26 protein-coding genes and 1 pseudogene are annotated in these 24,098 nt (G+C 70.3%); 23 read left to right on the top strand and 4 right to left on the bottom strand.

Annotation, left to right across the window (positions count from 1 at the left end):
- Positions 1–4: 4 nt before the first annotated feature.
- The 12 genes and pseudogenes from AC1Q7O_RS20560 (at position 5) to AC1Q7O_RS20505 (ending at position 10,911) form a co-directional block, all read left to right on the top strand.
- Positions 5–1,042: a GGDEF domain-containing protein gene (locus tag AC1Q7O_RS20560; protein WP_492657750.1), complete on the top strand. Its 1,038-nt coding sequence runs from the start codon at positions 5–7 to the stop codon at positions 1,040–1,042.
- Between the two features lie 153 nt (positions 1,043–1,195).
- On the top strand, positions 1,196–2,593 hold the full coding sequence (locus AC1Q7O_RS20555) for a CHASE3 domain-containing protein (protein ID WP_492657749.1): 1,398 nt from the start codon (positions 1,196–1,198) through the stop codon (positions 2,591–2,593).
- Positions 2,590–3,225, top strand: coding sequence for a response regulator (locus tag AC1Q7O_RS20550; protein ID WP_492657748.1), 636 nt, complete (start codon positions 2,590–2,592; stop codon positions 3,223–3,225). Before AC1Q7O_RS20555 ends, AC1Q7O_RS20550 begins: the two co-directional genes overlap by 4 nt.
- A gap of 114 nt (positions 3,226–3,339) precedes the next feature.
- The gene (locus AC1Q7O_RS20545; RefSeq protein ID WP_492657747.1) at positions 3,340–4,179 is read left to right on the top strand and encodes a response regulator; all 840 of its coding nucleotides are present in this window, start codon (positions 3,340–3,342) and stop codon (positions 4,177–4,179) included.
- A gap of 26 nt (positions 4,180–4,205) precedes the next feature.
- Positions 4,206–4,700 (top strand): Csu type fimbrial protein, encoded by a 495-nt coding sequence (locus AC1Q7O_RS20540; protein ID WP_492657746.1) that lies wholly within the window; start codon positions 4,206–4,208, stop codon positions 4,698–4,700.
- Between the two features lie 12 nt (positions 4,701–4,712).
- Positions 4,713–5,429, top strand: coding sequence for a fimbrial biogenesis chaperone (locus AC1Q7O_RS20535; protein ID WP_492657745.1), 717 nt, complete (start codon positions 4,713–4,715; stop codon positions 5,427–5,429).
- 1 nt (position 5,430) lies between these two features.
- Positions 5,431–7,782, top strand: coding sequence for a fimbria/pilus outer membrane usher protein (locus AC1Q7O_RS20530; protein WP_492657744.1), 2,352 nt, complete (start codon positions 5,431–5,433; stop codon positions 7,780–7,782).
- Between the two features lie 4 nt (positions 7,783–7,786).
- A complete protein-coding gene (locus AC1Q7O_RS20525) occupies positions 7,787–8,275 on the top strand; it encodes a Csu type fimbrial protein (protein WP_492657743.1) in 489 nt (162 codons plus the stop codon).
- 159 nt (positions 8,276–8,434) lie between these two features.
- Positions 8,435–9,202 (top strand): annotated as a pseudogene (locus tag AC1Q7O_RS20520) (methyl-accepting chemotaxis protein); the annotation flags it as partial.
- Positions 9,191–9,766, top strand: a complete 576-nt coding sequence (locus AC1Q7O_RS20515) for a cache domain-containing protein (RefSeq protein ID WP_492657781.1) — start codon at positions 9,191–9,193, stop codon at positions 9,764–9,766. The pseudogene AC1Q7O_RS20520 and the gene AC1Q7O_RS20515, both read left to right, overlap by 12 nt.
- An 85-nt stretch (positions 9,767–9,851) precedes the next feature.
- Positions 9,852–10,115 (top strand): hypothetical protein, encoded by a 264-nt coding sequence (locus AC1Q7O_RS20510; protein WP_492657742.1) that lies wholly within the window; start codon positions 9,852–9,854, stop codon positions 10,113–10,115.
- Positions 10,116–10,263: 148 nt separating this feature from the next.
- Positions 10,264–10,911, top strand: coding sequence for an ATPase (locus AC1Q7O_RS20505; protein WP_492657741.1), 648 nt, complete (start codon positions 10,264–10,266; stop codon positions 10,909–10,911).
- A gap of 177 nt (positions 10,912–11,088) precedes the next feature.
- Here AC1Q7O_RS20505 and AC1Q7O_RS20500 read toward each other — a convergent pair whose 3' ends face one another.
- Positions 11,089–12,513: a cryptochrome/photolyase family protein gene (locus AC1Q7O_RS20500; protein WP_492657740.1), complete on the bottom strand. Its 1,425-nt coding sequence runs from the start codon at positions 12,511–12,513 to the stop codon at positions 11,089–11,091.
- Positions 12,514–12,551: 38 nt separating this feature from the next.
- Between AC1Q7O_RS20500 and AC1Q7O_RS20495 the strand changes: the two genes are divergently transcribed.
- The 6 genes from AC1Q7O_RS20495 to AC1Q7O_RS20470 all read left to right on the top strand — a co-directional run bounded on the left by AC1Q7O_RS20495 (position 12,552) and on the right by AC1Q7O_RS20470 (position 17,075).
- Complete coding sequence (locus AC1Q7O_RS20495; RefSeq protein ID WP_492657780.1) at positions 12,552–13,136, top strand: YqgE/AlgH family protein; 585 nt, start codon at positions 12,552–12,554, stop codon at positions 13,134–13,136.
- 2 nt (positions 13,137–13,138) lie between these two features.
- Positions 13,139–13,534, top strand: a complete 396-nt coding sequence (gene ruvX, locus AC1Q7O_RS20490) for a Holliday junction resolvase RuvX (protein WP_492662736.1) — start codon at positions 13,139–13,141, stop codon at positions 13,532–13,534.
- A complete protein-coding gene (gene pyrR / locus AC1Q7O_RS20485) occupies positions 13,531–14,016 on the top strand; it encodes a bifunctional pyr operon transcriptional regulator/uracil phosphoribosyltransferase PyrR (protein WP_492657738.1) in 486 nt (161 codons plus the stop codon). The genes ruvX and pyrR overlap by 4 nt, the downstream gene beginning before the upstream one ends.
- A complete protein-coding gene (locus AC1Q7O_RS20480; RefSeq protein ID WP_268165264.1) occupies positions 14,016–14,978 on the top strand; it encodes an aspartate carbamoyltransferase catalytic subunit in 963 nt (320 codons plus the stop codon). Before pyrR ends, AC1Q7O_RS20480 begins: the two co-directional genes overlap by 1 nt.
- Complete coding sequence (locus AC1Q7O_RS20475) at positions 14,975–16,279, top strand: dihydroorotase (RefSeq protein WP_492657737.1); 1,305 nt, start codon at positions 14,975–14,977, stop codon at positions 16,277–16,279. Before AC1Q7O_RS20480 ends, AC1Q7O_RS20475 begins: the two co-directional genes overlap by 4 nt.
- Before the next feature lie 76 nt (positions 16,280–16,355).
- Positions 16,356–17,075 carry a lysophospholipid acyltransferase family protein gene (locus AC1Q7O_RS20470; protein ID WP_492657736.1) on the top strand — a complete coding sequence of 240 codons (720 nt, stop codon included), beginning with the start codon at positions 16,356–16,358 and terminating at the stop codon, positions 17,073–17,075.
- On the opposite strand, the gene AC1Q7O_RS20465 is transcribed toward AC1Q7O_RS20470, so the two are convergent.
- Both AC1Q7O_RS20465 and AC1Q7O_RS20460 read right to left on the bottom strand, forming a co-directional pair.
- Complete coding sequence (locus AC1Q7O_RS20465) at positions 17,059–17,817, bottom strand: hydroxypyruvate isomerase family protein (protein ID WP_492657735.1); 759 nt, start codon at positions 17,815–17,817, stop codon at positions 17,059–17,061. The two genes, AC1Q7O_RS20470 and AC1Q7O_RS20465, sit on opposite strands and share 17 nt — an antisense overlap.
- Positions 17,814–18,437 (bottom strand): DUF4254 domain-containing protein, encoded by a 624-nt coding sequence (locus AC1Q7O_RS20460; RefSeq protein WP_492657734.1) that lies wholly within the window; start codon positions 18,435–18,437, stop codon positions 17,814–17,816. The genes AC1Q7O_RS20465 and AC1Q7O_RS20460 overlap by 4 nt, the downstream gene beginning before the upstream one ends.
- Before the next feature lie 42 nt (positions 18,438–18,479).
- On the opposite strand from AC1Q7O_RS20460, the gene AC1Q7O_RS20455 reads away from it, so the two are divergent.
- Positions 18,480–19,457 carry a glycosyltransferase family 9 protein gene (locus AC1Q7O_RS20455; protein WP_492657733.1) on the top strand — a complete coding sequence of 326 codons (978 nt, stop codon included), beginning with the start codon at positions 18,480–18,482 and terminating at the stop codon, positions 19,455–19,457.
- On the opposite strand, the gene gpmA is transcribed toward AC1Q7O_RS20455, so the two are convergent.
- Positions 19,454–20,203: a 2,3-diphosphoglycerate-dependent phosphoglycerate mutase gene (gene gpmA, locus AC1Q7O_RS20450; protein WP_492657732.1), complete on the bottom strand. Its 750-nt coding sequence runs from the start codon at positions 20,201–20,203 to the stop codon at positions 19,454–19,456. The genes AC1Q7O_RS20455 and gpmA overlap by 4 nt on opposite strands.
- Positions 20,204–20,392: 189 nt before the next feature.
- Here gpmA and AC1Q7O_RS20445 point away from each other — a divergent pair, with 189 nt between their 5' ends.
- From AC1Q7O_RS20445 to AC1Q7O_RS20430, 4 genes are all read left to right on the top strand, one after another.
- Positions 20,393–21,592 (top strand): porin, encoded by a 1,200-nt coding sequence (locus AC1Q7O_RS20445; RefSeq protein ID WP_492657731.1) that lies wholly within the window; start codon positions 20,393–20,395, stop codon positions 21,590–21,592.
- A 16-nt stretch (positions 21,593–21,608) separates the two neighbouring features.
- Positions 21,609–22,031: a type 2 periplasmic-binding domain-containing protein gene (locus AC1Q7O_RS20440; RefSeq protein ID WP_492657730.1), complete on the top strand. Its 423-nt coding sequence runs from the start codon at positions 21,609–21,611 to the stop codon at positions 22,029–22,031.
- Positions 22,032–22,095: 64 nt separating this feature from the next.
- On the top strand, positions 22,096–23,610 hold the full coding sequence (locus AC1Q7O_RS20435; protein WP_492657729.1) for a methyl-accepting chemotaxis protein: 1,515 nt from the start codon (positions 22,096–22,098) through the stop codon (positions 23,608–23,610).
- Between the two features lie 70 nt (positions 23,611–23,680).
- The gene (locus tag AC1Q7O_RS20430) at positions 23,681–24,091 is read left to right on the top strand and encodes a rhodanese-like domain-containing protein (RefSeq protein WP_492657728.1); all 411 of its coding nucleotides are present in this window, start codon (positions 23,681–23,683) and stop codon (positions 24,089–24,091) included.
- Positions 24,092–24,098: the final 7 nt, after the last annotated feature.

The raw sequence follows: 24,098 nt of genomic DNA, 5'->3' as shown, positions 1-24,098 counted from the left end.
CGTCATGTCCCAGGTAGTCGACCATCTTGCCGAGCTGACGGGCTTCCGTGACCGTGACGTCATGGACGTCACGCTGGTCATGGCGCTGCGTGACCTGCTCGAACCCGAGTCGGCGGCCATCTACCGGCTCGTGGGCGAGCCCGGCAACGAGCGCTGGCTCACCCGTGCGCACCTGCGTGCGGGTGACGCCGTCGCATCGGCCGACCCGCTGTGGGCCAAGCCCGAGGCGCTGCCGGTGTCCGCGGAGCATCCGCTGCGGCTGGAGGCCATGCGCAGCCGCAGCGTCACGCAGGTGGCGCAGGGCGGCCAGTGGCTGTACCTGTTCCCCATCGCGACGGACCGCGACGTCATCGGCGTCATCGAGATCCTGTCGACGCGCCGGCTGGGAACGGCCGCGCAGCGCATGGTCAGCAGCGTGCTGCGGATCTATCACAACTTCCAGGGCCTGCTGGACTACTCCGAACGCGACACGCTGACGGGGTTGCTGAACCGCAAGACCTTCGACGAGAGCTTCCTCAAGGTGCTCTCCGAGATCCCGCACCGGCCCGACGTGCAGCACGAGGCCGAGGACCGCCGGCACGAGGCGGCCACGACGCACTACGTGCTGGGCGTCATCGACATCGACCACTTCAAGTCCGTCAACGACCGCTTCGGCCACCTGATCGGCGACGAGGTGCTGCTGCTGTTGTCGCGCCTCATGCGCGGCTCATTCCGCTTCCACGACCTGCTGTATCGCTTCGGCGGCGAGGAGTTCGTCGTGCTGATGCGCTGCGACGAGGAAGCCCACGCCGGCGAGGCCTTCGAGCGGCTGCGGCTGAACACCGAGCGCTACGCGTTCCCGCAGGTGGGCCGCATCACGGTCAGCATCGGATTCACCGAGGTGCGCGCGGGCGATGCGCCGGCGGCCGCCTTCGAGCGGGCCGACAAGGCCGTCTATCACGCCAAGGCGCATGGCCGCAACCAGGTGCACAACTACGCGGCGCTGGTGGCCAGCGGCGTGATCCAGGAAGCCACGCAGCTCAGCGACGTCGAGCTGTTCTAGCGCCTGCGGGTGGCCTAACCGGCCCGTCAAGCGTGGCAAGCCCGGTTCTTGCGTTTTCACGGCCCGGGCCATAGCCTAGGCGGGACTCCCGTGCCGGCGTGGCTCGCCTGGCGAGGGACCCGGTCCCCCGGACCTCGTGCCGCCGGTCAAGAGATGCGCTATTCCTGGCTTCCGCTAAGTCTGCTGCTGGTCGCCGTCCTGGCCTTCGTGGGCACCGCCTTGGGCACGTCGCGCAGCCTGGCGGAGTTGCTCGTGCGCGACACCGAGCGCAGCGAGGCGATGCGCACGGAGGCCGACCTCCAGCGGCTCAAGACGTTGCTGCTGGACATCGAGACCGGCCAGCGCGGCTTCATCATTACCGGTCAGCTGCCCTATCTGCGCCCCTACGAGGAGGCATTGCTGGAGCTGGGTCAGCTCAATGCCGGCCTGCGCGAACGGCTGGCCCGCGCGGGGGCGGCGGCCCTGTCGCTGCAGCGACTTGACCACCTGATCCGGCAGCGGCTGGAGCAGGCCCGCGTGACCATCGCGCGGCGCATGTCCAGCGGCGATGCCGTCATGCGTGACCTGGGTGCCTACGCGGAGGGCAAGCGCGTCATGGATGACCTGCGCTTTGAGATCGACCAGCTCAGCCAGGACCAGCAGCAGCGCGTTGCCGCCGCCGACCGGGCGAGCCTGGACGTGCAGCAGCGCACGTCGCGCCTGGGGCGGCTGCTGCTGGGCGCAGGCATTGTGGCGCTGGCCTTCTCGCTGGCGCTGATGTTCCGTGAGCGCCGGTTGCGCGACACCGCCGAGGCCAGCCTGCGCGAGGCCAACGCGACGCTGGAAGCCCAGGTGGCCCAGCGCACGGAGGAACTTCAGCGGGCGCTGGGGCGCATCCGAAGCTTCGCCGTCGAGCTGGAGCGCGGTGTGGAAGCCGAGCGGCGGCGCCTGGCCCGCGAGGTGCACGACCAGTTCGGCCAGGTCGGCACCGCCATCAAGATGCTGACGCTGGCGCTGAGGAGCAAGCTGGCTCCGCGCAGCGAGCCGCTGGTGGACGAGCTGCAGGACTTGGCCGAGGAAGCCATCCGCTCCGCGCGGCAGATCTCCGCAGCGCTGCGCCCGCCGCTGCTCGACGAGCTGGGCCTGGAGGCGGCGCTGGGGCACTACCTGCAGACGTTGCAGCGCCAGTCCGGCCTGACGACCACCCTGACGCTGGATGCCGGGGATGCGCTGGCGCCGGAGCAGGCCAACCCGCTGTTCCGCATCGTGCAGGAGGCCTGCACGAACGTGCTGCGCCATGCGCGTGCCAGTGCGCTGCGCGTGACGGGGCAACCCTGGCAGCAAGGCGGCGTGGACGGCTACCTGCTGGAGATCTGCGACAACGGCCAGGGGCCTGGTGATGTGCGGGCCGACGCGTCGGGTCTGTGCGGCATGCGTGAACGGTCGGCCCTGGCGGGCGGCAGCTTCGAGTTCGGTCCGGCGCCCGGTGGCGGCACCCGCGTGGGGGTGTGGCTGCCCTTGCAGGTGAAGGAGACCGCCAGAGGCGGCGAAGAGGAGGAGGCCTGGTTATGAGAGTGCTCATCGTCGATGACCATCCGCTGATGCGCATGGGCATCGTCCAGCTGGTGCGGCAGGAATGGCCCGACGCGCACGTCGACGAGGCCGCCTCCATCGCCGAGGCGCTGCAGTGCATCGCCGCGGCCCGGCCGGGCCTCGTCACGCTGGACCTGTCGCTGCCCGACGCCCAGGGCACCGAGGGCGCCAGCCGGCTGCTGCGCGTGCTGCCCGGCGTGCCGCTGCTGGTGCTGAGCCTGAACGCCGAGGCGGCCTACGCGGCACGGCTGATGCAGATGGGCGCCAGCGGCTACCTGCCCAAGGACCGCGCGCCCGACGAGCTGCGCGTCGCACTGCGCCGGCTGGCCGAGGGCGGGCGCTACGTCACGTCTTCCATGGCCGACCATCTGCTGGGCCTGCTCAGCGGCAAGGCGCCGCAGGCGCTGCCGCACGAGCAGCTGTCCACGCAGGAGCACCGCGTCATGCTGCTGATCGCCGCAGGCCAGGCGCCGGCTCAGATCGCCGAGACCATGCACCTGTCGGTGAAGACCGTGGGCAGCTACCGCGCGCGCATCCTGGAGAAGACCGGCTGGGCCAACAACACCGAGCTGACCAAGTACTGCGTGCACCACGGGCTGACCGACGTCTAACGAGTTATGACGGCGTGTAGGCAACTCACCTACACGAGGTCGCGGCAACGCCGCTGGCGCGACGCCGGCATCCCCCGCTGCCACCTGGGCTGCCGCGGCGAGACGATGGCGGCCATGAACATATTCCTCGTCGAAGACTCCGTGTCCATCCGCCGCCTGCTGGTGCGCCGACTGGAAACCCTGCCGGGCATGCGCGTCGTCGGCGAGGCTGCGGGCGAACGCCAGGCGCTGGCGCTGATCAAGTGGACCCAGCCCGATGTCGTGCTGCTGGACCTGTCCCTGGCCAACGGCTCAGGCCTGGGCCTGGTGGGTCAGCTGCGCCGCGCCGGCTTTACCGGGCGCATCGCGGTACTGACCGCCCAGGACCTGGATGCCTACCGCCGCGCCTGCCTGGACGCTGGCGCCGACGGCTTCTACGACAAGGCCAGCGGCCTGGAAACGCTGTTCGGCGACCTGGTGGATCTGGCCGCTAGCCGTCCCGGCGACCGGGAGGACCGTCCCGCCGCCCAGCTGCGCGACGGCCTCACCGGCCTGTTCAGCCAGGCGGCGCTGCATGAGCGGCTGGATCAGGCTGCGCGCGCCGCCACCGAAGACGGCGTGGAGCTGGCGGTCTACGTGCTGCGCCTGGCCGGCCTGGCCCAGCTGCCGCGGGACGTGGCGGACGCGTTGGCCCGGCAGGTGGCGCTGCGGCTGCGCGAGGCCAGCGGCGACGCCGACATCGTGGCGAGAAGCGCGGCCGACCGGTTCGCCGTCGTGCTGACGCACCTGGACCACGCCGAGCAGGCTGCCACGCATGCGCGCAGCCTGGCGGCGCTGCTGGCCGAACCGTTTAGCCACGCGGGCACGGACTACGTGCTGGGCATGGAGATCGGCATGGCGCTGTTCCCGGCCGACGCCATCTCGCCGCGCGCGCTGCTCACGCTGGCCGAGGCCACGGCCTTCGGCGCCCTCTGACGCTTTTTCTCAAGGGAGACAACGACATGACCAAGACACTGTCCCTGCTGCTGGCCACCCTGCTGCCGCTGCTGGCCCAGGCGGGCACCGCCGGCAACAGTTTCCAGGTGACGGCCACCGTCACCAGCGCCTGCACGGTGTCCGGCACGACGCTGAACTTCGGCGCCAGCATCGACCCGCTGGCCGCCGCGACGCCGCTGGACGCGACGTCCACGCTCAGCGTGCAGTGCACCAACACGACGCCGTACACGGTGTCGCTGAACGCCGGCGTCAACGCCGGCGGCGCGTCCAACTTCGGCGCGCGGCTGATGAAGAGCGGCAGCAACACGCTGGGCTACCAGCTGTACCTGGACGCCGGCCGTGCCACGGTGTGGGGCGACGGCACGTCCAGCAGCAGCACGTCTGCCGGCACAGGCACGGGCAGCGCGCAGACGCTGACCATCTACGGCCGCCTGCCGTCACTTGCCAACGTCGTGCCGGGCAGCTACACAGACACCGTGACCGTCACGGTCAGCTATTGAAGGAGGTTAGGCATGCAGCGCTTCGTTGAACGTCTGGCCCTGTGCCTGCTGGTCAGCCTGTGGTCGTTCGCCGTGCGCGCCGCCGACGTGACGCTGATGCCCGTCGCGGTCAAGCTTGACCGCGCCAACGACCGCGCCACCGTGCAGGTGCAGAACAACGGCCAGGAGTCGGTGCTGATGCAGGCCGAGGCCATCGCCTGGACCCGTGTCGCCGGCCTGGACGTGGACGGGCCCACCAACGATCTCATCGTCAACCCGCCTGTGTTCACCGTGCAGCCGGGCCAGACGCAGGTGCTGCGCCTGGGCCTGCGCCGCACGCATCAGCTGGAGCAGGAGGCCACCTACCGCATCGTGCTGCGCGAGGTGCCCATGCCGCGCCCGTCGGACGCGCTGAACGTGGCCGGCAGCGTGCGCGTGCTGGTGGCGCTGCGGGTGCCGGTCTATGTGGCGCCGGCCCAGGTGCGGCGCAGCGAGCAGTGGCAGGTCAGCCGCGGCGCCGGCGGCGAGGTGCTGGCACAGGTGGCCAACACCGGCAACGTGCACCTGAAGGTGGCCGAGCTGCGGCTGCATGGCGACGCCGGCCAGCCGCTGGCATCGCTGGCCCAGAAGGGCAGCCACGCGGTCATCTTCCCCGGCGAGCAGCGCACCTTCCGGCTGCCCGCCGCGGCGCAGGCCACGCAGGTGCAGGTGCAGACCGACCAGGGCCTGCAGATGGTGGCGCTGAACTGACGTGACCGGGGCGCCCGGCCTGATCGGTCGTGTCGGCCGCCTGGGCCTGGCCGCGCTGCTGGCGGGCGCAAGCGCCGTCATGGCCGCCTCGCCCGCCGAGCCCGCTCGCCCCGAGGGCCGCGTGAACTGGGGCGAGACGCTGCTCCTGGCGCTGAAGGTCAACGGCGTGCCGCAGGACGGCATGCTGCGCGCGGTGCGGCTCAGCGACGGGCTGGCCATCCCGCAGACCGCCTGGGACGAACTCAACCTGCGCATCCCCACCAGCGGCGTGCGCGTCATCGACGGCGAGCAGCATGTGCTGCTGGCCACCGTGGGCCCGCTGCGCTGGCACATCGACGAGACCAGCCAGACGCTGGAGGTGGACGCGCCGGCCCAGGCCTTCGTGGGCCAGCGTGTGGACCTGACGCCCGGCCTGCCGCGCGTGACGCAGCCCTCGGCCTGGGCGCCGTTCCTGAACTACGACGCGCAGTGGCAGACGCGCACGCGCGGCCAGGGCACGGCCGATGCGCTGTGGGAAGTGGGGCTGCTGGGCCCGCTGGGCGATGTCAGCAGCACGGGCCTGGCGCGCAGCCGCGGTCGCGGCGTGCGGCTGGACACGCGCTGGCAGCGCGACGACCCGCAGCGGCTGGCGCGGCTGCGCGTGGGCGACGCCGTCAGCCAGGCCGGCGCCTGGGGCAGGGCGCTGCGCTACGGTGGCGTGCAGTGGGGCACCGATTTCTCGCTGCAGCCCGGCTTCCTGAGCTTTCCGCTGCCCACGCTGCGCGGCGAGGCCGCGTTGCCCAGCACGCTGGACGTCTACGTCAACAACAGCCAGCGGCTGCAGAGCCGGCTGCAGGCCGGGCCGTTCGACCTCAGCGAGCTGCCGGTCGTCACCGGCCAGGGCGAGATACGCACCGTCGTGCGCGACCTGCTGGGGCGCGAGCAGGTGGTCGTCACGCCCTACTACGTGAGCCCCGCGCTGCTCAAGCCGGGCCTCAGCGCTGTCAGTGTCGACGTGGGCGCCGAGCGCGAGGACTACGGCCTGGCCAGCAACCGCTACGGCCGGGCGGTGGCCAGCGTCACCGAGCGGCGCGGCGTGACGGAGCGCTTCACGCGCGAGCTGCGCGTGGAGGCCAGCAGCCGCCAGCAGGCCGTGGGCGCCACCGGCTGGTGGCTGCAGCCCCGGCTGGGCACGGCCAGCGCGTCGCTGGTGGCCAGCCACGCGCAGGGCCAGGGCGCCGGCTGGATGCTGCAGGCCGGGCTGGACCGCCAGGCTCGCGACTGGAGCGGCAGCGTGCAGTGGCGCCAGGCCAGCGCGGGCTTCCGCCAGATCGGCCAGGCCGAGGGCCGCGCGCCGCGCACCGTGCTGACGGCGGCGCTGGGCTCCTCCTGGCGCGGGCATGCGCTGGGCGCCAGCCTGGCGCTGCAGCGGGGTGGGACGGTGGAAAGCCGACTGGCCCAGCTCAACTACAGCCGCGATCTGGGCCGCTGGGGCTATCTCGGGCTCATCGTGCTGCGCGACCTGGGCCGTGGCGGCAGCGGCACCTCGCTGGGGCTGACGTGGAGCCACGCGCTCGATGCCCGCCAGGGCGTGGGGGTGGCCGTGCAGCGCCAGCCGCGGCTGGACGGCGGACAGGAGACGGTCGTGCAGGCCCAGTTCCAGCGCAACCCGGCGCCGGGCACCGGGCTGGGCGTGCAGCTGCTGGCCGGCAGCGACGGCCACCAGCTCGCGCAGGCGCAGTGGCAGGGCGACATGGCGGTGCTCAACGGCGGCGTGGCGCGCCGCAACGGGCTGGTGGAAAGCCGCGTGGGCGCCAGCGGCGGTGTCGCGTGGCTGGACCTCAGCCTGTTCGCTGGTCGTCGCGTGGAGGGCGGCATCGCCATCGTCGACGTGGGCGGCCGGCCTGGCGTGCGCGTCACGCATGACAACCAGGACGTCGCGACGACGGACCGCCGTGGCCGCGCCTTCGTGACCGGGCTGCGCGGCTACCAGCCCAACCGCATCGGCATCCGCGCGGACGACCTGCCCATGGACGCCGAACTGCAGGCGCTGGAGATACAGATCACGCCCGCCGCCCGCAGCGCGGCGCGCATCAGTTTCCCGGTGCAGCAGGGGCGCGCGGCCAGCCTGCGCGTGCTGGACGCCGCTAGCGGCCCGCTGCCGCCCGGTGCGCAGCTGCAGCTGGCGGGCCAGCCTCGCAGCTTCCCCGTGGGCCTGGGCGGCCGCGCCTACCTGGCCGGCCTGGCCGACGGCGTCAACCGTGTGCAGGCGCGCTGGCACGACGGCGGCGAGCGTGGCTGCCACTTCGACTTCACATTGCCGCCCGGCAGCGGCGATGATCTGCCCGACCTGGGCACCCTGATCTGCCGGTGACGCCATGACTCCACGACTGCTCGCACTGCTGCCCCTGCTGCTCGCCGACGCGGCGCACGCGCTGTGCCTGCCGGCCGTCTGCAGCTGCGGCGTCACCACCACCAACGTCGCGTTCGGCAGCTACAGCCCGCTTGCCTTCGGCAACACCGACTCCACGGGCAGCGTGAAGGTCAGCTGTGGCGGCGTGGCGGGGCTGCTGATCCCGTTCAACATCGGCATCAGCGCCGGCAACAGCGGCAGCTTCGCCAGCCGGCGCATGAAGAGCGGCGCCAACCTGCTGGCCTACAACCTCTACACCGACGCGTCCTACACCACCGTGTGGGGCGATGGCAGCAGCGCGTCACAGCTCGTCAACGCCGGCGTGACGCTGGACGTGCTGGGCCTGTCGCCGACGCAGAACTTCTACGTCTACGGCCGCATCCCGGGCCGGCAGCTGACGGCCGTGCCCGGCGCGTACAGCGACACCATCAGCGTCACGTTGACCTACTACTGAGCCCAAAGGCGCGGCGCCGCTTCCGTCTGGTTGTGCCGATCTGATGATTTCTGTTCTGATGAGGATTATTTGCGGAATTTCTGATCTTCATCGGTCGACATCTAATCGACGCCAGCACACTTCCGCTCCTTTCCCGACAGTTCAATCGAGGAGCAGGTGATGGGGTGGATCAGGCCCGGTGGCGGCAAATGGTGGCGCGGCGAGCCTGTCGACGGTCGCAGATTGGACGGCGGCCTGAGCGCGGCGGCGCAGGGGGATCTCTCCGTCAGCGTGGCAGACACAGCTTCTGGCGGGCTGGGGCGCCACTTCAACGCGATGTGTGCGTCGCTGTCGAACCGGGTCGCCCAGATCCGCAACAACGCGAGCATCCTCGCGATGGCTGGCCAGGAGCTGGCCAGTGGAACCCGGCAGCTTGATGAGCGCACCCGCGCGCAGGCGACGCAATTGGCGGCCGCCTCGCAGCAGGTACAGACGCTGGGCGAGCAGGTGCATGAGACGGCGCGCCATGCGCAGGCAGCCCACCAGGTGTCGACACGTGTCCGCGAAGCGGCGGAGTCCGGTGCTGCGCTGATGCAGTCGGCCGTCGGGCAGGTGCGCCAGATCGAGATGAGCTCGCGCGAGATGGGCGAGATCATCGCCGTCATCGACAGCATCGCCTTCCAGACCAACATCCTGGCGCTGAACGCCGCCGTGGAGGCGGCACGGGCCGGCGAGCAGGGTCGCGGCTTCGCGGTCGTGGCCAGCGAGGTGCGCGCGCTGGCACAGCGCAGCGCGGCGTCGGCGGCCCAGGTGAAGCGGCTGATCGCGCAGTCCGCCGAGCAGGTGGAGCAGGGAGCGCGCAGCATAGAGACGCTGGGGCAGACGCTGACGGACATCGTTGGCGGTGTGCGAGAACTGAGCAGCCGCGTTGGCGAGATGGCGGATGGCAGCGCGTCACAGGCCACCGGGCTCGAGGCGCTGGCCGAGGCGGTGCAGGGCGCCAACACGCTGACGCAACGCAATGCGGCGATGGTGGCCGACTCTGCGCGTGCGGCGCGAGAACTGGGCGAACGCACCGAGGAGCTGTCCAGCGTCGCGCGGACCGTGCGACTGCGCCAAGGCACCGCGGACGAGGCGCGCCGCCTCGTCGAGCGGGCTGTCGCGCTGGTGAAGCGGGATGGCCTGCGCGCCGCCGTGCCGCGGATGGTGGACCGTGCGGGCGAGTTCTTCGACCGCGACATGTACATCTTCATCTTCAACCGCCAGGGCGTGTTCACCGCCTTCGGGCCCAATCCCGCCCTGCATGGCGGCCACCTGCGCCAGGTGCAGGGCCTGCAGTGGGAGCATCTGCTGCGGGAGGGCTTCGTGCGCACCGACGCTGGCGGTGGCTGGGTGGACTACCAGACCGTCCACCCGGGCACCGGCGTCGTCAACGACAAGGTGTCCTTCGTGCTGCCGCTGCCGGGCGATCTGCTGGTGGGCTGCGGTGTCTACAAGGTGAAGGGTCTTTAGGAGTCAGCGCGGTCGAATCTGTCGGCCTTCACATCTGGCAGAAGGCTCGCTGGTAAACTCAATGCAACGGTTTCAACGTCCCAAGATGTCCTCCCGTACCAATCGGAACACCCTCACCGAGCGCGGCATGCAGATCGTCGAGCGACGCATTCCGGCGCTGGCGGCCAAGGCCGGGCATGAGGCCTATCGGACCACGCTGCAGCAGACGGGTGCGGTGACCGTGAAGACCAGCAATGGACAGGTCGTGAAGCGGGAAAGCGATGGGAGCGTGACGGTCATCAAGAGCTTGTCCGTCGGCAAGCGCGTCAAGCCCGGTACCGTCCTCAGGCGTGTCAAGGAAGCCGCCTGACGCGCAGGCGGTCGCCAGGGCCGCAAAGCTGCCCCAAGCGCCGGCGGCACAGCCCGCGCAGCCTCGACTTCGGGTTCTCGCCGGTCCGAACGGATCGGGCAAGAGCACGATCAAATCCGACCTGAAGCCCCAGTGGATTGGCGTCTTCGTGAACGCCGACGAGATGGAGCGCGACATGGTTGCCTCCGGAGGGCTGAACTTGCGCGGCCTCGGCGTCAGTGGCAAGCCGGTGGCGGTGCTCCACCGCATCAAGAACAGCCTGAAGACCTTCGGACTGGAGAAGCGGCTGGACCTGCAGGCCCTGTTGGTTGGCATGACTCTCGACGACGCAGGGCGGCTGCGGGTGCCCGGACCCTACGACTCCTACCTGGCGGCGTCGCTTGCAGATGCCGTCCGCCAGCAACTGCTGGAGGAGGGCCAGACGTTCACGTTCGAGACCGTGATGTCACACCCGTCCAAGATCGACTTCATGCGGCAGGCGAGGGAACGTGGCTACCGCGTGTACCTCTACTTTGTCGCCACCGACGACCCGACGATCAACATCGACCGTGTGCACCGGCGCGTCCTGCAGGGGGGACACCCCGTGAAGGACGAGCTCGTGATCAGCAGGTACCACCGCTCCATCGCCCTGATGACCGAGGCCTGCAAGGTGGCACATCGGGCATACATCTTTGACAACTCAGGTACGAAGCACAAGCTGCTGGCCGAGGTGACCGACTTTGAGGAAATCCGGCTCGAGGCCAGCCGGATCAGCCCCTGGCTCCTCGACACCGAGCTCTGGAAGCAGTTCTCCTGAGCCGCCCGAGGGGGACAGCCTCGAGGTCCGTCGCGTCACCCCTGTCGTGAAAGAAGCGGGCCGGGCTGCCTGCAGGCCGTCCGCCATGCAGCACTTCCAGCCGCCTCGCGCCTGCCTGGCCCACAAATGCGCCAGGTCCGATCGCATCAGGGCATGCTCGGCGCCGACGCACGATGTCTAGGGCAGCGCCCGGCTTTTCACGGCCGCGTAGCGTGCCAGCGTGCGCTCGCGGGCAACGGCGTGATCGACGACCGGGCGCGGATAGTCCACCCCCTGCATCGCCAGCGGCGCGCGCTCCCACGGCGCGTGGACGGCCTTGTTGTCCAGCCCGGCCAGCTCCGGGCAGTAGCGGCGGATGAAGCGGCCCTCGGCGTCGAACTTCTCGCTCTGGCTCGTGGGGTTGAAGATGCGGAAGTAGGGCTGGGCGTCGCAGCCGCTGCTGCTGGCCCACTGCCAGCCACCGTTGTTGGCGGCCAGGTCGAAGTCCAGCAGCTGCTGCGCGAACCAGGCCTCGCCGCGGCGCCAGTCCAGCCCGAGGTCCTTGGTCAGGAAGCTGGCCGCCACCATGCGCAGCCGGTTGTGCATATAGCCGGTCTGGCTGAGCTGGCGCATCGCGGCATCCACCAGCGGGAAGCCGGTGCGGCCCTCGCACCACGCGGCGAACAGCGCGTCGGCGTGGGGGCCGTTCTCCCATGCAATGGCGTCGTACTCCGGCCGGAAGGCGGCTGTCATCGCGTGCGGATGGTGGTGCATGACCTGGTGATAGAAGTCGCGCCAGATCAGCTCCGACAGCCACACCTCGGCGCCATGGTCGCCGCCCTGCATGCGCTGGTGGGCCAGGCGCGCCAGGTGGCGGATGGACACCGTGCCGAAGCGCAGGTGCACGCTGAGGTAGCTGGGGCCCTTCACGGCGGGGAAGTCGCGCCGGTCGCCGTAGTCGCCGATGCGGTCCAGGAAATCGTCCAGCAGCGCGTGCGCGCCGCGGCTGCCCTGGCCCAGGTGGGCGCTCAGCCCGGCGGGCTGGAAGCCGATGTCCGCCAGCGCCGGCACGCCGGTGGCCAGCGGTGTCGTCGCCAGCGCGTGCGTGTGCCGCTCGACCGGGTAGCTGCTCAGGTAGAACTCGTTGACCTTCTTCAGCCACGCGTTCTTGTAGGGCGTGAACACGCCGTAGGCGCCGCCGGCGGCCGTCATCACCTCGCGGCGCTCGAAGATGACGTGATCCTTGAACGTGTGCAGCGCCACGCCGAAGGTGCCCAGCAGCTCGGCGACGCGTGCGTCGCGCTGCAGCGCCTGGGGTTCGTCGTCATGGTTGGTGAACACCGCCTGCACGCCCAGCTCGGCGGCCAGCTTCGGGATCTCGTCGGCCGCGCACCCGTGGCGCACGATGAGCGCGCCGCCCCGCTGGCGCAGGTCGGCGTCCAGCACGGCGAGCGCGCCGAGGATGAACTCGACCCGGCGGTCCGCACGGGGCAGGGCGTCGAGGATGTCGCGGTCCAGCACGAAGGCGCAGAACACCTGGCCGGCGCGGGTCAGCGCGCGGTAGAGCGCCGCGTGATCGTCCATGCGCAGGTCGCGGCGGAACCAGACGAGGGCGCTTTGCATGCGTTCCTGAGGAGGTTTCATACCCGCAGAATAAAATGCTGCGCATGCCCGCCGACCGGATCGTCCTGACCAACCAATTCCTCATCGCCATGCCCGGCATGGCCGACGAGGCTTTCGCAGGCACGGTGGTCTACCTCTGCGAGCACAACGACAACGGCGCGCTGGGCCTGGTCATCAACAAACCGATCTCGCTGACGCTGGGCAACCTTTTCGAAAAGGTGGAGCTCAGCCCGCCCGCCGAGGCGCTGGCGGAGAGCCCCGTCTTCTACGGCGGCCCGGTGCAGACCGACCGCGGGTTCGTGCTGCACGAGCCGCTGGACGAGCAGGGCGGCCACTACAACGCCACGCTGGCCGTGCCCGGCGGCCTGGAGATGACCACCAGCCGCGACGTGCTGGAGGCGCTGTCCAACGGCGCCGGCCCCAAGAAGCTGCTCGTCACGCTGGGCTACAGCGGCTGGGCCGCGGGTCAGCTGGAGGAAGAGATCGGCCGCAACGGCTGGCTCACCGTGGACGCGTCGCCGGCCATCATCTTCGACACGCCGGTGGAGCAGCGCTACGAGAAGGCCCTGGGCCTGCTGGGCATCGACCCGCGCATGCTCAGCGCGGATGCGGGCCACGCCTGATGATGGCTCCTGCCCTCACGCCGGCCCACCAGTCCTTTCTTGCTTTTGATTTCGGCCTGCGCCGCATCGGCGTGGCCTCCGGCACGCGGCTGCTGGGCTCGGCCGAGCCGCGCGGCACGCTGAAGGGCGGCGACTTCCCCGCCATAGCAGACCTCATCAAGACCTGGCAGCCCGACGCGCTCGTCATCGGTGTGCCACGCCACCCCGACGGCGCGCCGCACGAGATGACCGCCAAGGCGCAGAACTTCGGCCGCCGGTTGTCCGGCCGCTACCACCTGCCGGTCTTCGAGGTGGACGAGCGCTACACCAGCGTCGAGGCCGAGGCCCAGGGCGCCCGCGATGTGGACGCCGCCGCCGCCGCACTGATCCTGGAACAGTTTTTTAGAGAACACCCATGAGTGAATTGCTGCTCGATGCCGAGGCGCTGTACCTCGAACTGAAGAAAGGCGTGCAGCGGCTGCTGACGTCGGATACCGCCCTCGTGGGCATCTGGAGCGGCGGCGCGTGGCTGGCCGAGCGTCTGGCGGTCGACCTGGGCCTGGCCTGCGGCACCATCTCCAGCGCCATGCACCGCGACGACTTCGGGTCACGCGGCCTGGCCAAGGCCGACCACACCAAGCTGCCGTTCGACGTGAACGGCCGCGACATCCTGCTCATCGACGACGTGCTCTACACCGGCCGCACGACGCGGGCGGTCATCAACGAGCTGTTCGACTACGGCCGCCCGGCGCGCGTGCAGCTGGCGGTGCTGGTGGACCGCGGCGGCCGCGAGCTGCCCATCGAGCCCGCCTTCTCGGCGGCGCGCGTGACGCTCAACGCCGACCAGAGCCTGCGCCTGGCGCGCAGCGACGATGGCCGATTTGCCTTTGAGGTGAAGTGATGCTCAGCAAGCGAAATCCCCAGCTGAACAAGCACGGCGAGCTGATCCACCTGCTGTCCATCGAAGGCCTGCCGCGCGCGGTCGTCGAGCAGATCCTGGACACCGCCGGCAGCTTCCTGTCCGTCAACGACCGCGAGGTCAAGAAGGTGCCGCTGCTGCGCGGCAAGTCGGTGTTCAACCTGTTCTTCGAAAACAGCACGCGCACCCGCACGACCTTCGAGATCGCCGCCAAGCGCCTGTCCGCCGACGTCATCAACCTGGACATCGCGCGCAGCTCCACCGCCAAGGGCGAGACGCTGCTGGACACGGTGGCCAACCTCAGCGCGATGCACGCCGACATGTTCGTCGTGCGGCACAGCGAGAGCGGCGCGCCGCACCTGATCGCCCAGCACTGCGCGCCGCATGTGCATGTCGTGAACGCCGGCGACGGCCGCCATGCGCACCCGACGCAGGGCCTGCTGGACATGTACACGATCCGGCACTTCAAGAAGGACTTCCGCAACCTGACGGTGGCCATCGTCGGCGACATCGTTCACTCGCGCGTGGCCCGCTCCGACATCCATGCGCTGAACATCCTGGGCGTGCCCGAGATCCGCGCGGTGGGCCCCAAGACGCTGGTGCCCGGCGACCTGCGCGACATGGGCGTGCGTGTCTGCCACGACATGGCCGAGGGCGTGAAGGACGCCGACGTCATCATCATGCTGCGCCTGCAGAACGAGCGCATGAACGGCGGCATGCTGCCCAGCAGCGGCGAGTTCTTCAAGCACTTCGGCCTGACGCCGGACAAGCTGGCGCTGGCCAAGCCCGACGCCATCGTCATGCACCCGGGGCCCATCAACCGCGGCGTGGAAATCGCGTCTGAGGTGGCGGACGGCAAGAGCAGCGTCATCCTTCCTCAAGTGACATTCGGCATCGCTGTCCGAATGGCTGTCATGGCCATCCTCGCAGGGAACGAAGCATGAAGATCCTCATCAAGAACGGCCGCCTCATCGACCCGGCCAGCAACCTGGACCGCACCGGTGACCTGGCCATCGCCAACGGCCGCATCGTCAAGCTGGGCGACGCGACCGATTTCACCGCCGACCGCACCATCGACGCCACCGGCCTCATCGTCGCGCCCGGCCTCGTGGACCTGTGCGCCCGCCTGCGCGAGCCCGGCCACGAGCACGAAGGCCTGCTGGAGAGCGAGCTTGCGGCGGCCGCGGCCGGCGGCGTGACCAGCCTGGTCTGCCCGCCCGACACCGACCCCGTGCTCGACGAGCCCGGCCTGGTGGAGATGCTGAAGTTCCGCGCCCGCAAGCTCAGCCGCTGCCGCCTGTTCCCGCTCGGCGCGCTGACGCGCCAGCTGGGCGGCACCGCGCTGACCGAGATGGCCGAGCTGACGGAGGCCGGCTGCATTGGCTTCTCGCAGGCCGAGGTGCCCATCAAGGACACCGTCGTGCTGAGCCGCGCGCTGCAGTACGCGGCGACCTACGGCTACACCGTCTGGCTGCGCCCGCAGGACGCCTGGCTGGGCGGCGGCGTCGCCGCCAGTGGTTCGGTCGCGACGCGGCTGGGCCTGTCCGGTGTGCCGGTCAGTGCCGAGACGATTGCACTGCACACCCTCTTCGAGCTGGTGCGCGCGACCGGCGCGCGTGTGCACATCTGCCGCCTCAGCAGTGCCGCCGGCGTCGAGCTCGTGCGCACGGCCAAGAAGGAAGGCCTGCCCGTCACGGCCGATGTGTCCATCAACTCGCTGCACCTCAGCGACGTGGACATCGGCTACTTCGACTCCGCCATGCGCCTGACGCCGCCGCTGCGCCAGGGCCGCGACCGTGATGCGCTGCGCGCCGGCCTGGCCGACGGCACCATCGACGCGCTGGTGTCCGACCACATGCCGGTGACGACCGACGAGAAGGCCGTGCCGTTCGCCGAGGCCACGCCTGGCGCCACAGGGCTGGAGCTGCTGCTGAGCCTGGCGCTGCGCTGGGCGCGCGACGCCGACCTGCCGCTGCAGCGCGCGCTGGCCGTCGTCACCGCCGAGCCGGTGCGCGTGATGGGCGGCGCCTTGGGCTCGCTGGCCGCCAGCGCCGGCCGCCTTGTGGAGGGCGGCGTCGCCGACGTCTGCGTGTTCGACGCCGGCGCCAGCTGGGCCGTCACGCCCGAGCAGCTCGCCAGCCAGGGCAAGCACACGCCGTTCGCGTTCGAGCGCACGGGCTTCGAGCTGCCGGCGCGTGTGCGCTGCACGCTGGTGGCCGGCCACGTGGCGTTCGAAAAAGAATGAAGGCCCCCATGCGCGCGTCGCTCGCTGCCCCCCGAGGGGGCGCAGCCGCTCTTGGCGCCGCCGGGCGGGAGGCCTGATGCGTGCCGTCTGGCGCCTCGCTCGCCTCGTGCCGCATGTGCTACACGGGCTGTGGCTCGTCAAGCGCCGCTTCGAGCGGCTGACCTCGGCCGAGCGGCACCAGCTCATCCAGTGGTGGTCGCTGAAGACGCTGCGCATCCTGGGCATCACGCTGAAGGCCGAAGGCCAGGCGCTGCCCGCCGGGCATCTGCTGGTGGCCAACCATGTCTCGTGGCTGGACATCGCCGCCGTGCACGCGGTGCTGCCGCAGGCGCGCTTCGTGTCCAAGGCCGACGTGAAGCACTGGCCGCTGGTGGGCGCGCTCGTGGAGGGCGTGGGCACGCTGTTCATCGAGCGCACCAGCAAGCGCGACGCGCTTCGCGTGGTGCACCAGACCGCCGCCGCGCTGCAGGCCGGCGACTGCGTGGCCGTGTTCCCCGAGGGCACGACCGGCGCCGGCCCCGAGCTGCTGCCGTTTCACGCCAACCTGCTGCAGGCGGCCGTGTCCACCGACGCGGCGGTGCTGCCTGTCGTGCTGCGCTGGCACCAGCCCGGCGAGCGCTTCAGCACGGCGGCCCGCTTCATCGGCAACACGACGCTGGTGCAGAGCCTGTGGGCCATCGCGTCGGCGCGCGGCCTGGGCATCGAGGTGCAGATCCTGCCCAGCGTCGCCACGGCGGGGCAGGACCGCCGTGCGCTGGGCGAGACGCTGCGCGCCGCGATCAGCGCGCGGCTGTGAGCCAGCCCAGCCCGGCCGACGTGCCGGCGTGAGGCCGGTACTCCAGCCCCACCGCACCCGGCCAGCCACGCGCGGCCAGCAGCGTCAGTTCGGCCGCGTACTCGCCCGCCTTGGGCTCGTGGCGGCCAGCCACGCCGGCAACCTGCACATGGCCCAGCACGCCGAGGTCCAGCGCACGCGCCAGGTGTGCCAGCGACTCACCTTCGGCGACCCGGCAGTGGTAGAGGTCCAGCTGCAGCCGCACGCGCGGTGAGCCCAGCGCGGCCAGCAGTTCCAGCGCCTGGGCCTGGCGGTGCAGGAAGTAGCCGGGCATGTCGCGCCGGTTGATGGGCTCCACCGTCAGCGGCAGCGTCGACTGCTCAGCAGCCCAGGCCAGGTTGTCCAGCCAGGTGGCGCGTGTCGATTCGCCGTCCTCGGCCAGCCCCGACAGCAGATGCACGCGGGAGGCGCCCAGCCGGGTGGCGAGTTCAAGCCCGCGCAGGGTCGTGTCGCGGAACTCGGCCTCGCGGCCGGGCAGGGCGGCGAAGCCGCGCTCTCCCGCGGCCCAGTCGCCCGCGGGCGCGTTGATGAGCACGACGCGCAGGTCGCCCAGCGCCGCCTTCAGTGCCGCCGCATCGTGCAGCTGCGGCTGCTGCAGCTCCACGGCCGTGAAGCCGTCGGCTCGTGCGGCGCCGGGCCGGTCCAGGTAGGCGTGCTCCGCGTACAGCCAGTCGAGGTTGGCCGCGAAGCGCGGCGCTATCACTTGCGCTCCGCCACCAGCGCCGGGTTCAGCCGCGGGTCGTTGTACATCTTGAACTGGCGGTAGACCTTGAAGTAGGCCCGGCCGGCGTGGGCGTCGGCCAACAGCTCGTCGAAGCAGGCGCCCAGGTCGGCGCGCTGCTGGATGAGGCGCTGCAGCCGTTCCGTGCAGGCCTGGCGATGGGCGTCGTCCACGTCGGTGCGCAGTGTCTGCTCGCGCATCGCGGCGATCTTCAGGCCCAGGATGGAGATGCGGTCCAGCATGGAGCCTGCCGTCTCGCTGTTCAGCCGCGCGCCGGGCGCGACGGTGGACACCGGCAGCGCGCTGCCGATGGTGGCCGGGTCCACGAGGCCCAGCGCCGACAGCAGGAACTCGTCGATGCGCTCGATGGCGTCGTTGCGGGCCTGGTTGTGGCGGTCGATGGCGCGCTTGTTGGCGACGATCTCCGCGTCCGGTGCCTGCGTGCGGCGGGCCAGGTCTTCCTGCGCCCACAGGCTGCGGTTGTGGAAATGGTTGACGGCGATCCAGCCCGTGAGGTCGTGTGCGTCGACGGGCGTGGGCGGGGCGGCAAGCGCCGCGTCGTGCGCGGCGATGACGGCGGCGGAGGAGGGCAGTGAGCTCATGAATTGCGGGGGAGAATCCCGCGCCACTTTGAAGATCTGCCGATGATAGAAGCCCGCCCCGACGCCAAGCCCCTCATCGTGCGCCTGCGCAACTTCGTCGGCGACACGGTGCTGAGCCTGCCGGCACTGCGCCTGCTGCAGAGCCACGGCTACCGGCTGGAGCTGGTGGGCAAGGGCTGGGCGCGCGGGTTGCTGGAGGCCGAGGGCTGGGCGGTGCATGTGCGCCCGGCCAAGCTGGCCGACCGCATCGCGCAGCTGCGCGAGCTGCGCCAGCGCTTCAGCGCCGAGGACCCCGGCTTCGACCGGCGCTCCAACACCTTGCTGTTCCCGTACGCGTTCTCGGCCGCGCTGGACGCCCGGCTGGCCGGCCTGAAGGCCGAGGGCCATGCGGGCGACGGCCGCACCTGGCTGATGCAGCGCGGCCACCTGCGCCGCGAGGGCCGGCACACGCTGAAGGAGTATTGGGAGCTGGCCTGCGACTTCCTGGCCGTCGAGGCCCAGCCGCCGGCGGACATCCGCATGACGGTGACCGACGCGCAGCGCGAGCAGGCGCGGGCGCTGCTGGCCCAGCATGGCATCGAGCCGGGGCGCTACGTGCTGATCTGCCCGTTCGCCAACGGCAAGGTGGAATTCCTGGACCGCAGCTGGCCGGCCTTCCCGGAGTTCGTGCGCCGCCTGCAGGCCGCGGGCCGACCTATCGTCATCGTGCCGGGGCCGGCGGAGGTGGAGGGCTCGAAGCAGCTCTACCCGGACGCGACGCGGCTGGATGGCGTGGCGCTGGGCGTCTACAACGCGCTGCTGCAACTTGCCGGTGTTGTCGTCGCCAACGACACGGGCCCCGCGCACATGGCCGCGGGCGTCGGCGCGCGGCTGCTGAGCATCTGGGGCCCGGTGGATGCGGCGCGCTGGGCGCCGTGGGGTTCGACAGTCACGCTCATGCAACGCGGACCGGGTGAGTGGTCCAGCGTCGACGAGGTGATGTCAGCCGTGGGTCAGGCCTTGCCCACGGCGGCCGCTTAGGCTGCCGTCTTGCCTTGCGCGGCCACGGCCGCCGCTGCCTTGGCGGCGGCTTCGGCGTCGCCCAGGTAGTAGCTCTTGATGGGCTTCAGGTTCGCGTCCAGTTCGTAGACGAGCGGGATGCCGTTGGGGATGTTGACGCTGACGATGGCGTCGTCGGCGATGCCGTCCAGGTACTTCACCAGCGCGCGGATGCTGTTGCCGTGCGCGGCGATCAGCACGCGCTGGCCGCCCTGGATGGCGGGCGCCACGGTCTCGTTCCAGAACGGCAGCACGCGGGCGACCGTGTCCTTCAGGCACTCGGTCAGCGGAATGTCGTTCGGGTCCAGCTTGGCGTAGCGCACGTCGCTGCGCTCGCTGCGCGGGTCCGTCGGCTCCAGTGCCGGCGGCGGCGTGTCGTAGCTGCGGCGCCAGATCAGCACCTGCTCGTCACCATACTGCTTGGCCATGTCGGCCTTGTTCAGCCCCTGCAGGCCACCGTAGTGGCGCTCGTTCAGGCGCCAGGCGTGGCGCACGGGCAGCCAGGTGCGGTCCATCTGGTCAAGCGCGTGCCACAGCGTCCACACGGCGCGCTTGAGCACGGACGTGTAGGCGATGTCGAAGTCGTAGCCGGCTTCTTTCAGCAGGCGGCCGGCGCTCTTGGCCTGCTCCACGCCGGTGGGGGTCAGGTCCACATCGGTCCAGCCGGTGAAGCGGTTTTCGAGATTCCAGGTCGATTCGCCGTGGCGGATGAGGACGAGCTTGTACATGGGCTGAGAAATGGATGAAGGCAGCTGAAATTGTAGGGAGGCCGCGACGCCTCGATCAGAAGTGGCCTTCGACTGTGAATCAGTGCGCGTTCCCGCTTGGCAGAGGCGACGCAAACGTTTGTTGACTCCGAATAATCCGGGTTTTCCCGAGCAAACAAGGCCCGCCGTGGCCACTCAAGGAGTCAACTCATGATGGTCCAAGCCCGACATCGTCTGCTTCCCCTGCTGCTGGCCCTGGTGGCCGGTGGTGCTTCCGCCGCCGACAGCATGTTCTCGCTGTCGGGCTTCGGCACGCTGGGCCTGGTGCGCACCAGCACCGATGACGGGCAGTACGCGCTGTTCGGCCAGGTGCGCGGTGCCGACAAGGACCCGAGCGCCGAGGTCGACAGCAAGCTGGGCGTGCAGGTGGGCGCCAAGTTCAACAACATGTTCTCGGGCACCGTCCAGGTGCTGACCAAGTCCAACGGCAAGGGCAACTTCATGCCCGGCGTGGAATGGGCCTTCCTGAAGGCCCAGGTGACGCCGGCGCTGGCCGTGCGTGCCGGCCGCATGGGCGCGCCGTTCTTCGCCGTGTCGGACTTCCGTGACGTGGGCTTCGCCAACACCGCGCTGCGCCCGCCCAAGGACGTCTACGACCAGGTTCCCGTCAGCCACTTCGACGGCGCCGACGCCAGCTACCAGCTCGCGACGCCCGTGGGCACGCTGACCGGCCAGGTGTTCGGCGGCAAGGCCTCCGACACGTCGCAGCGCTACAAGGTCGAGGTCAAGAGCATGGCTGGCTTCAACGCCACGCTGGAGACCGATGCCGGCCTGACGCTGCGCCTGGGCTATGCCGAGGGCAAGCTGACGGTGGGCAACGCGCCGCTGAACAGCCTGGTGGCGACGCTGCGCGCGACGCCGTTCGCCAGCGTCGGCGACCAGCTGGACCCGAACAACAGCAAGGCCAGCTTCTCGGGCGTGGGCCTGACCTGGGACCAGGGCGAGTGGCTCGTCAATGCCGAGTACACGCAGCGCCGCATCAAGTCGTTCCTCTCCGACACCGACGGCTGGTACTTGCTGGTGGGTCACCGCTTCGGTCCGCTGACGCCGTACCTGACGGTGTCCGAGGCCCGCACGGTGAACAGCAATGTCAACAACACGATCCCCACGGCCACGCCGCAGCTGACCGCGCTGAAGATGGCGGTGGACGGCCTGGTCGAAGGCCAGCGTCACACGCAGAAGACCGTGGCGCTGGGCGCCCGCTGGGACTTCGCGCGCAACTTTGCGTTCAAGGCGCAGTGGGAGAGCGTCCGCCCCGAGGGCCGCGGCTACTTCATCTCCACCAACGCCAACTGGGGCAACGGCAAGACCGTGAACGTGTTCAGCGTCGCGCTGGACACCGTGTTCTGAGCAAGGAAGCAACGCCATGAATTTCAAGCATCTCCTCACCGGCCTGGCGCTGACTGCCTGTTCGATTGCGGCGCAGGCGCAGGTCGCCGTCGTCGTGAACCCCAAGAGCGCGGCCGCGTCGATGACGGCCGATCAGGTCGCCGGCATCTTCCTGGGCAAGACGTCCACGCTGCCCAGCGGCGCCACGGCCGCGGCCGCCGACCAGGCGGAAGGCTCCGCCGTGCGCGAGCAGTTCTACACCAAGGTCGCCGGCAAGCAGGCCGCGCAGGTCAAGGCGGCGTGGTCGCGGCTCGTGTTCTCGGGCAAGGCGACACCGCCCAAGGAACTGGGCAGCTCGGCCGAAGTCAAGAAGTTCGTGGCCGCCAACCCGGACGCCATCGGCTACATCGAGAAATCTGCCGTGGATGCCAGCGTGAAAGTCGTGCTGACCGTCGACTGAGTTCCGTCCACAACAGATGATGGCGTGGGGCGCTCGGTGCGCCCACCCGCCCAGGAGACAGCGAATGAACGTGAAGACCCGGATCTGGTTGCTCCCCGCGTTGGCGGCGGCAATCTTTGCCATCGGCATCGTGGTGGTGTTGTTGTTCTCGTCGAGAACATCGGACTCCATCCGCGCCGTCGGCCAGGTGGACTACCCCTACCTGGATGCGACCACGCAGTTCGCTGCTCAACTGGAGGCGCTGGGCGCCACCATCCAGAGTGCCGTCGCCGAGGGCGAGAAGAAGCGGCTGGACGAGGCCAACGAGCGCGCCGCGGGCATCCGCAAGCTGCTCGCGGCCATCGGCCGCATCGAGGGCAAGGGCGAGGTCGGTGGCCAGCTCACCAAGAGCTTCGAGGCCTACTTCTCGGCGTCGGTGGAGACGGCCGAGCTGTTCCTGGGCATCCGCCAGGGCGACCAGGCGGGCGCCATTCCCAAGATGCAGGCCGCGCTGAAGAAGCTGGAGTCCGAACTCGCCAGCGCGCGCGTGCAGGCCAGCGAGGGCTTCGATGCCGGCCTGGAGCGTGCGCAGAGCGGCGTCTCCTCCAGCCTGTGGGCCACGGTCATCAGTGGCGTCATCGTCGTGCTGTGCCTGGGGGGCGGTTCCTTCCTGATCATCGGCGGCGTGTGGCGCCAGCTGGGCGGTGAGCCCGAGTACGCCCGCGACGTGATGCGGCACATGGCCGATGGCGACCTGTCGCAGGACATCCTCGTCGCGCCGGGCGCCGAGCAGAGCATGCTGGCCGCCGTGCGCGACATGTCGCGCGGCCTGTCGGCCATCGTGGCCAACGTGCGCACCGGTACCGACTCGATGACGGTGGCCTCGCGCGAAATCGCCGCCGGCAACCAGGACCTGTCCGAGCGCACCGAAAAGCAGGCCAGCTCGCTGGAGCAGACCGCCGGCAACATGCAGGCGCTGACCGACACCGTCCGCCAGAGCGCCGAGGCCGCGGCCCAGGCCAACCAGCTGGCCGGCTCGGCGGCAGCCGTCGCGCAGCGCGGCGGCGAGGTCGTGAGCCAGGTGGTCTCGACGATGGACGAGATCAACACCAGCTCCAAGAAGATCGCCGACATCATCGGCACCATCGACGGTATCGCGTTCCAGACCAACATCCTGGCGTTGAACGCCGCGGTGGAGGCGGCGCGCGCCGGCGAGCAGGGCCGCGGCTTCGCGGTCGTGGCCGGCGAGGTGCGCTCGCTCGCACAGCGCAGCGCCGAGGCGGCCCGCGAAATCAAGGGACTGATCGGCGCCAGCGTCGACAAGGTCGAGTCCGGCGCCCGCCTCGTGCAGGATGCCGGCAGCACCATGGACGAGATCGTCGCCAGCGTGCAGCGCGTGTCCGACATCATTGGCGAGATCACGGCCGCGGCCACCGAGCAGAGCACCGGCATCGGCCAGGTCAACGCGTCCGTCGTGCAGCTGGACCAGATGACGCAGCAGAACGCCGCGCTCGTCGAGCAGGCCGCCGCCGCTGCCAGCAGCCTGGAGCAGCAGGCCGTCACCCTGCAGCAGGCGGTGGCGACGTTCAAGCTCTCCTGAGGCCGGGTCAGGCGGGGCCGGCCGGCCTCGCCGATAATCACGGGCTTTTCCAAGTCCTGACGGTGAACGCTTGAACTTCCTGATCCAAAACTGGTTCCTGATCGTCGCGGCCGTGGTGTCCGGCGGCATGCTGCTGTGGCCCCTGGTCGTGTCCGGCTCGCAGGGCGCGGCGTTGACCCCGGCCCAGGCGGTGCAGGTCATCAACCGCGAGAAGGGCGTCCTCATCGACGTCAGCGAGCCCGAGGAGTACGCCAAGGGCCACGCCGTCGGCGCGCGCAACATCCCCTTTGGCCAACTTGAAGGCCACAAGCAACTGCCCTCCAACAAGGCCCTGCCACTCGTGGTGGTGTGCCCCACCGGCGCACGCGCCGGCCGTGCCGCAGGCATGCTGCGCAAGCTGGGCTATGAGAAGGCCCAGGTGTTGGCAGGCGGCCTGAAGGCCTGGCGTGACGCCAGCCTGCCGGTCGAGAAAACCGCTTGAGGAGTTT

It is taken from the genome of Roseateles sp. GW823-FHT07B05, assembly GCF_058794515.1.
Note: the sequence above shows the minus strand (reverse complement) of the source record. Positions and strands in the feature narration are given on the sequence as shown.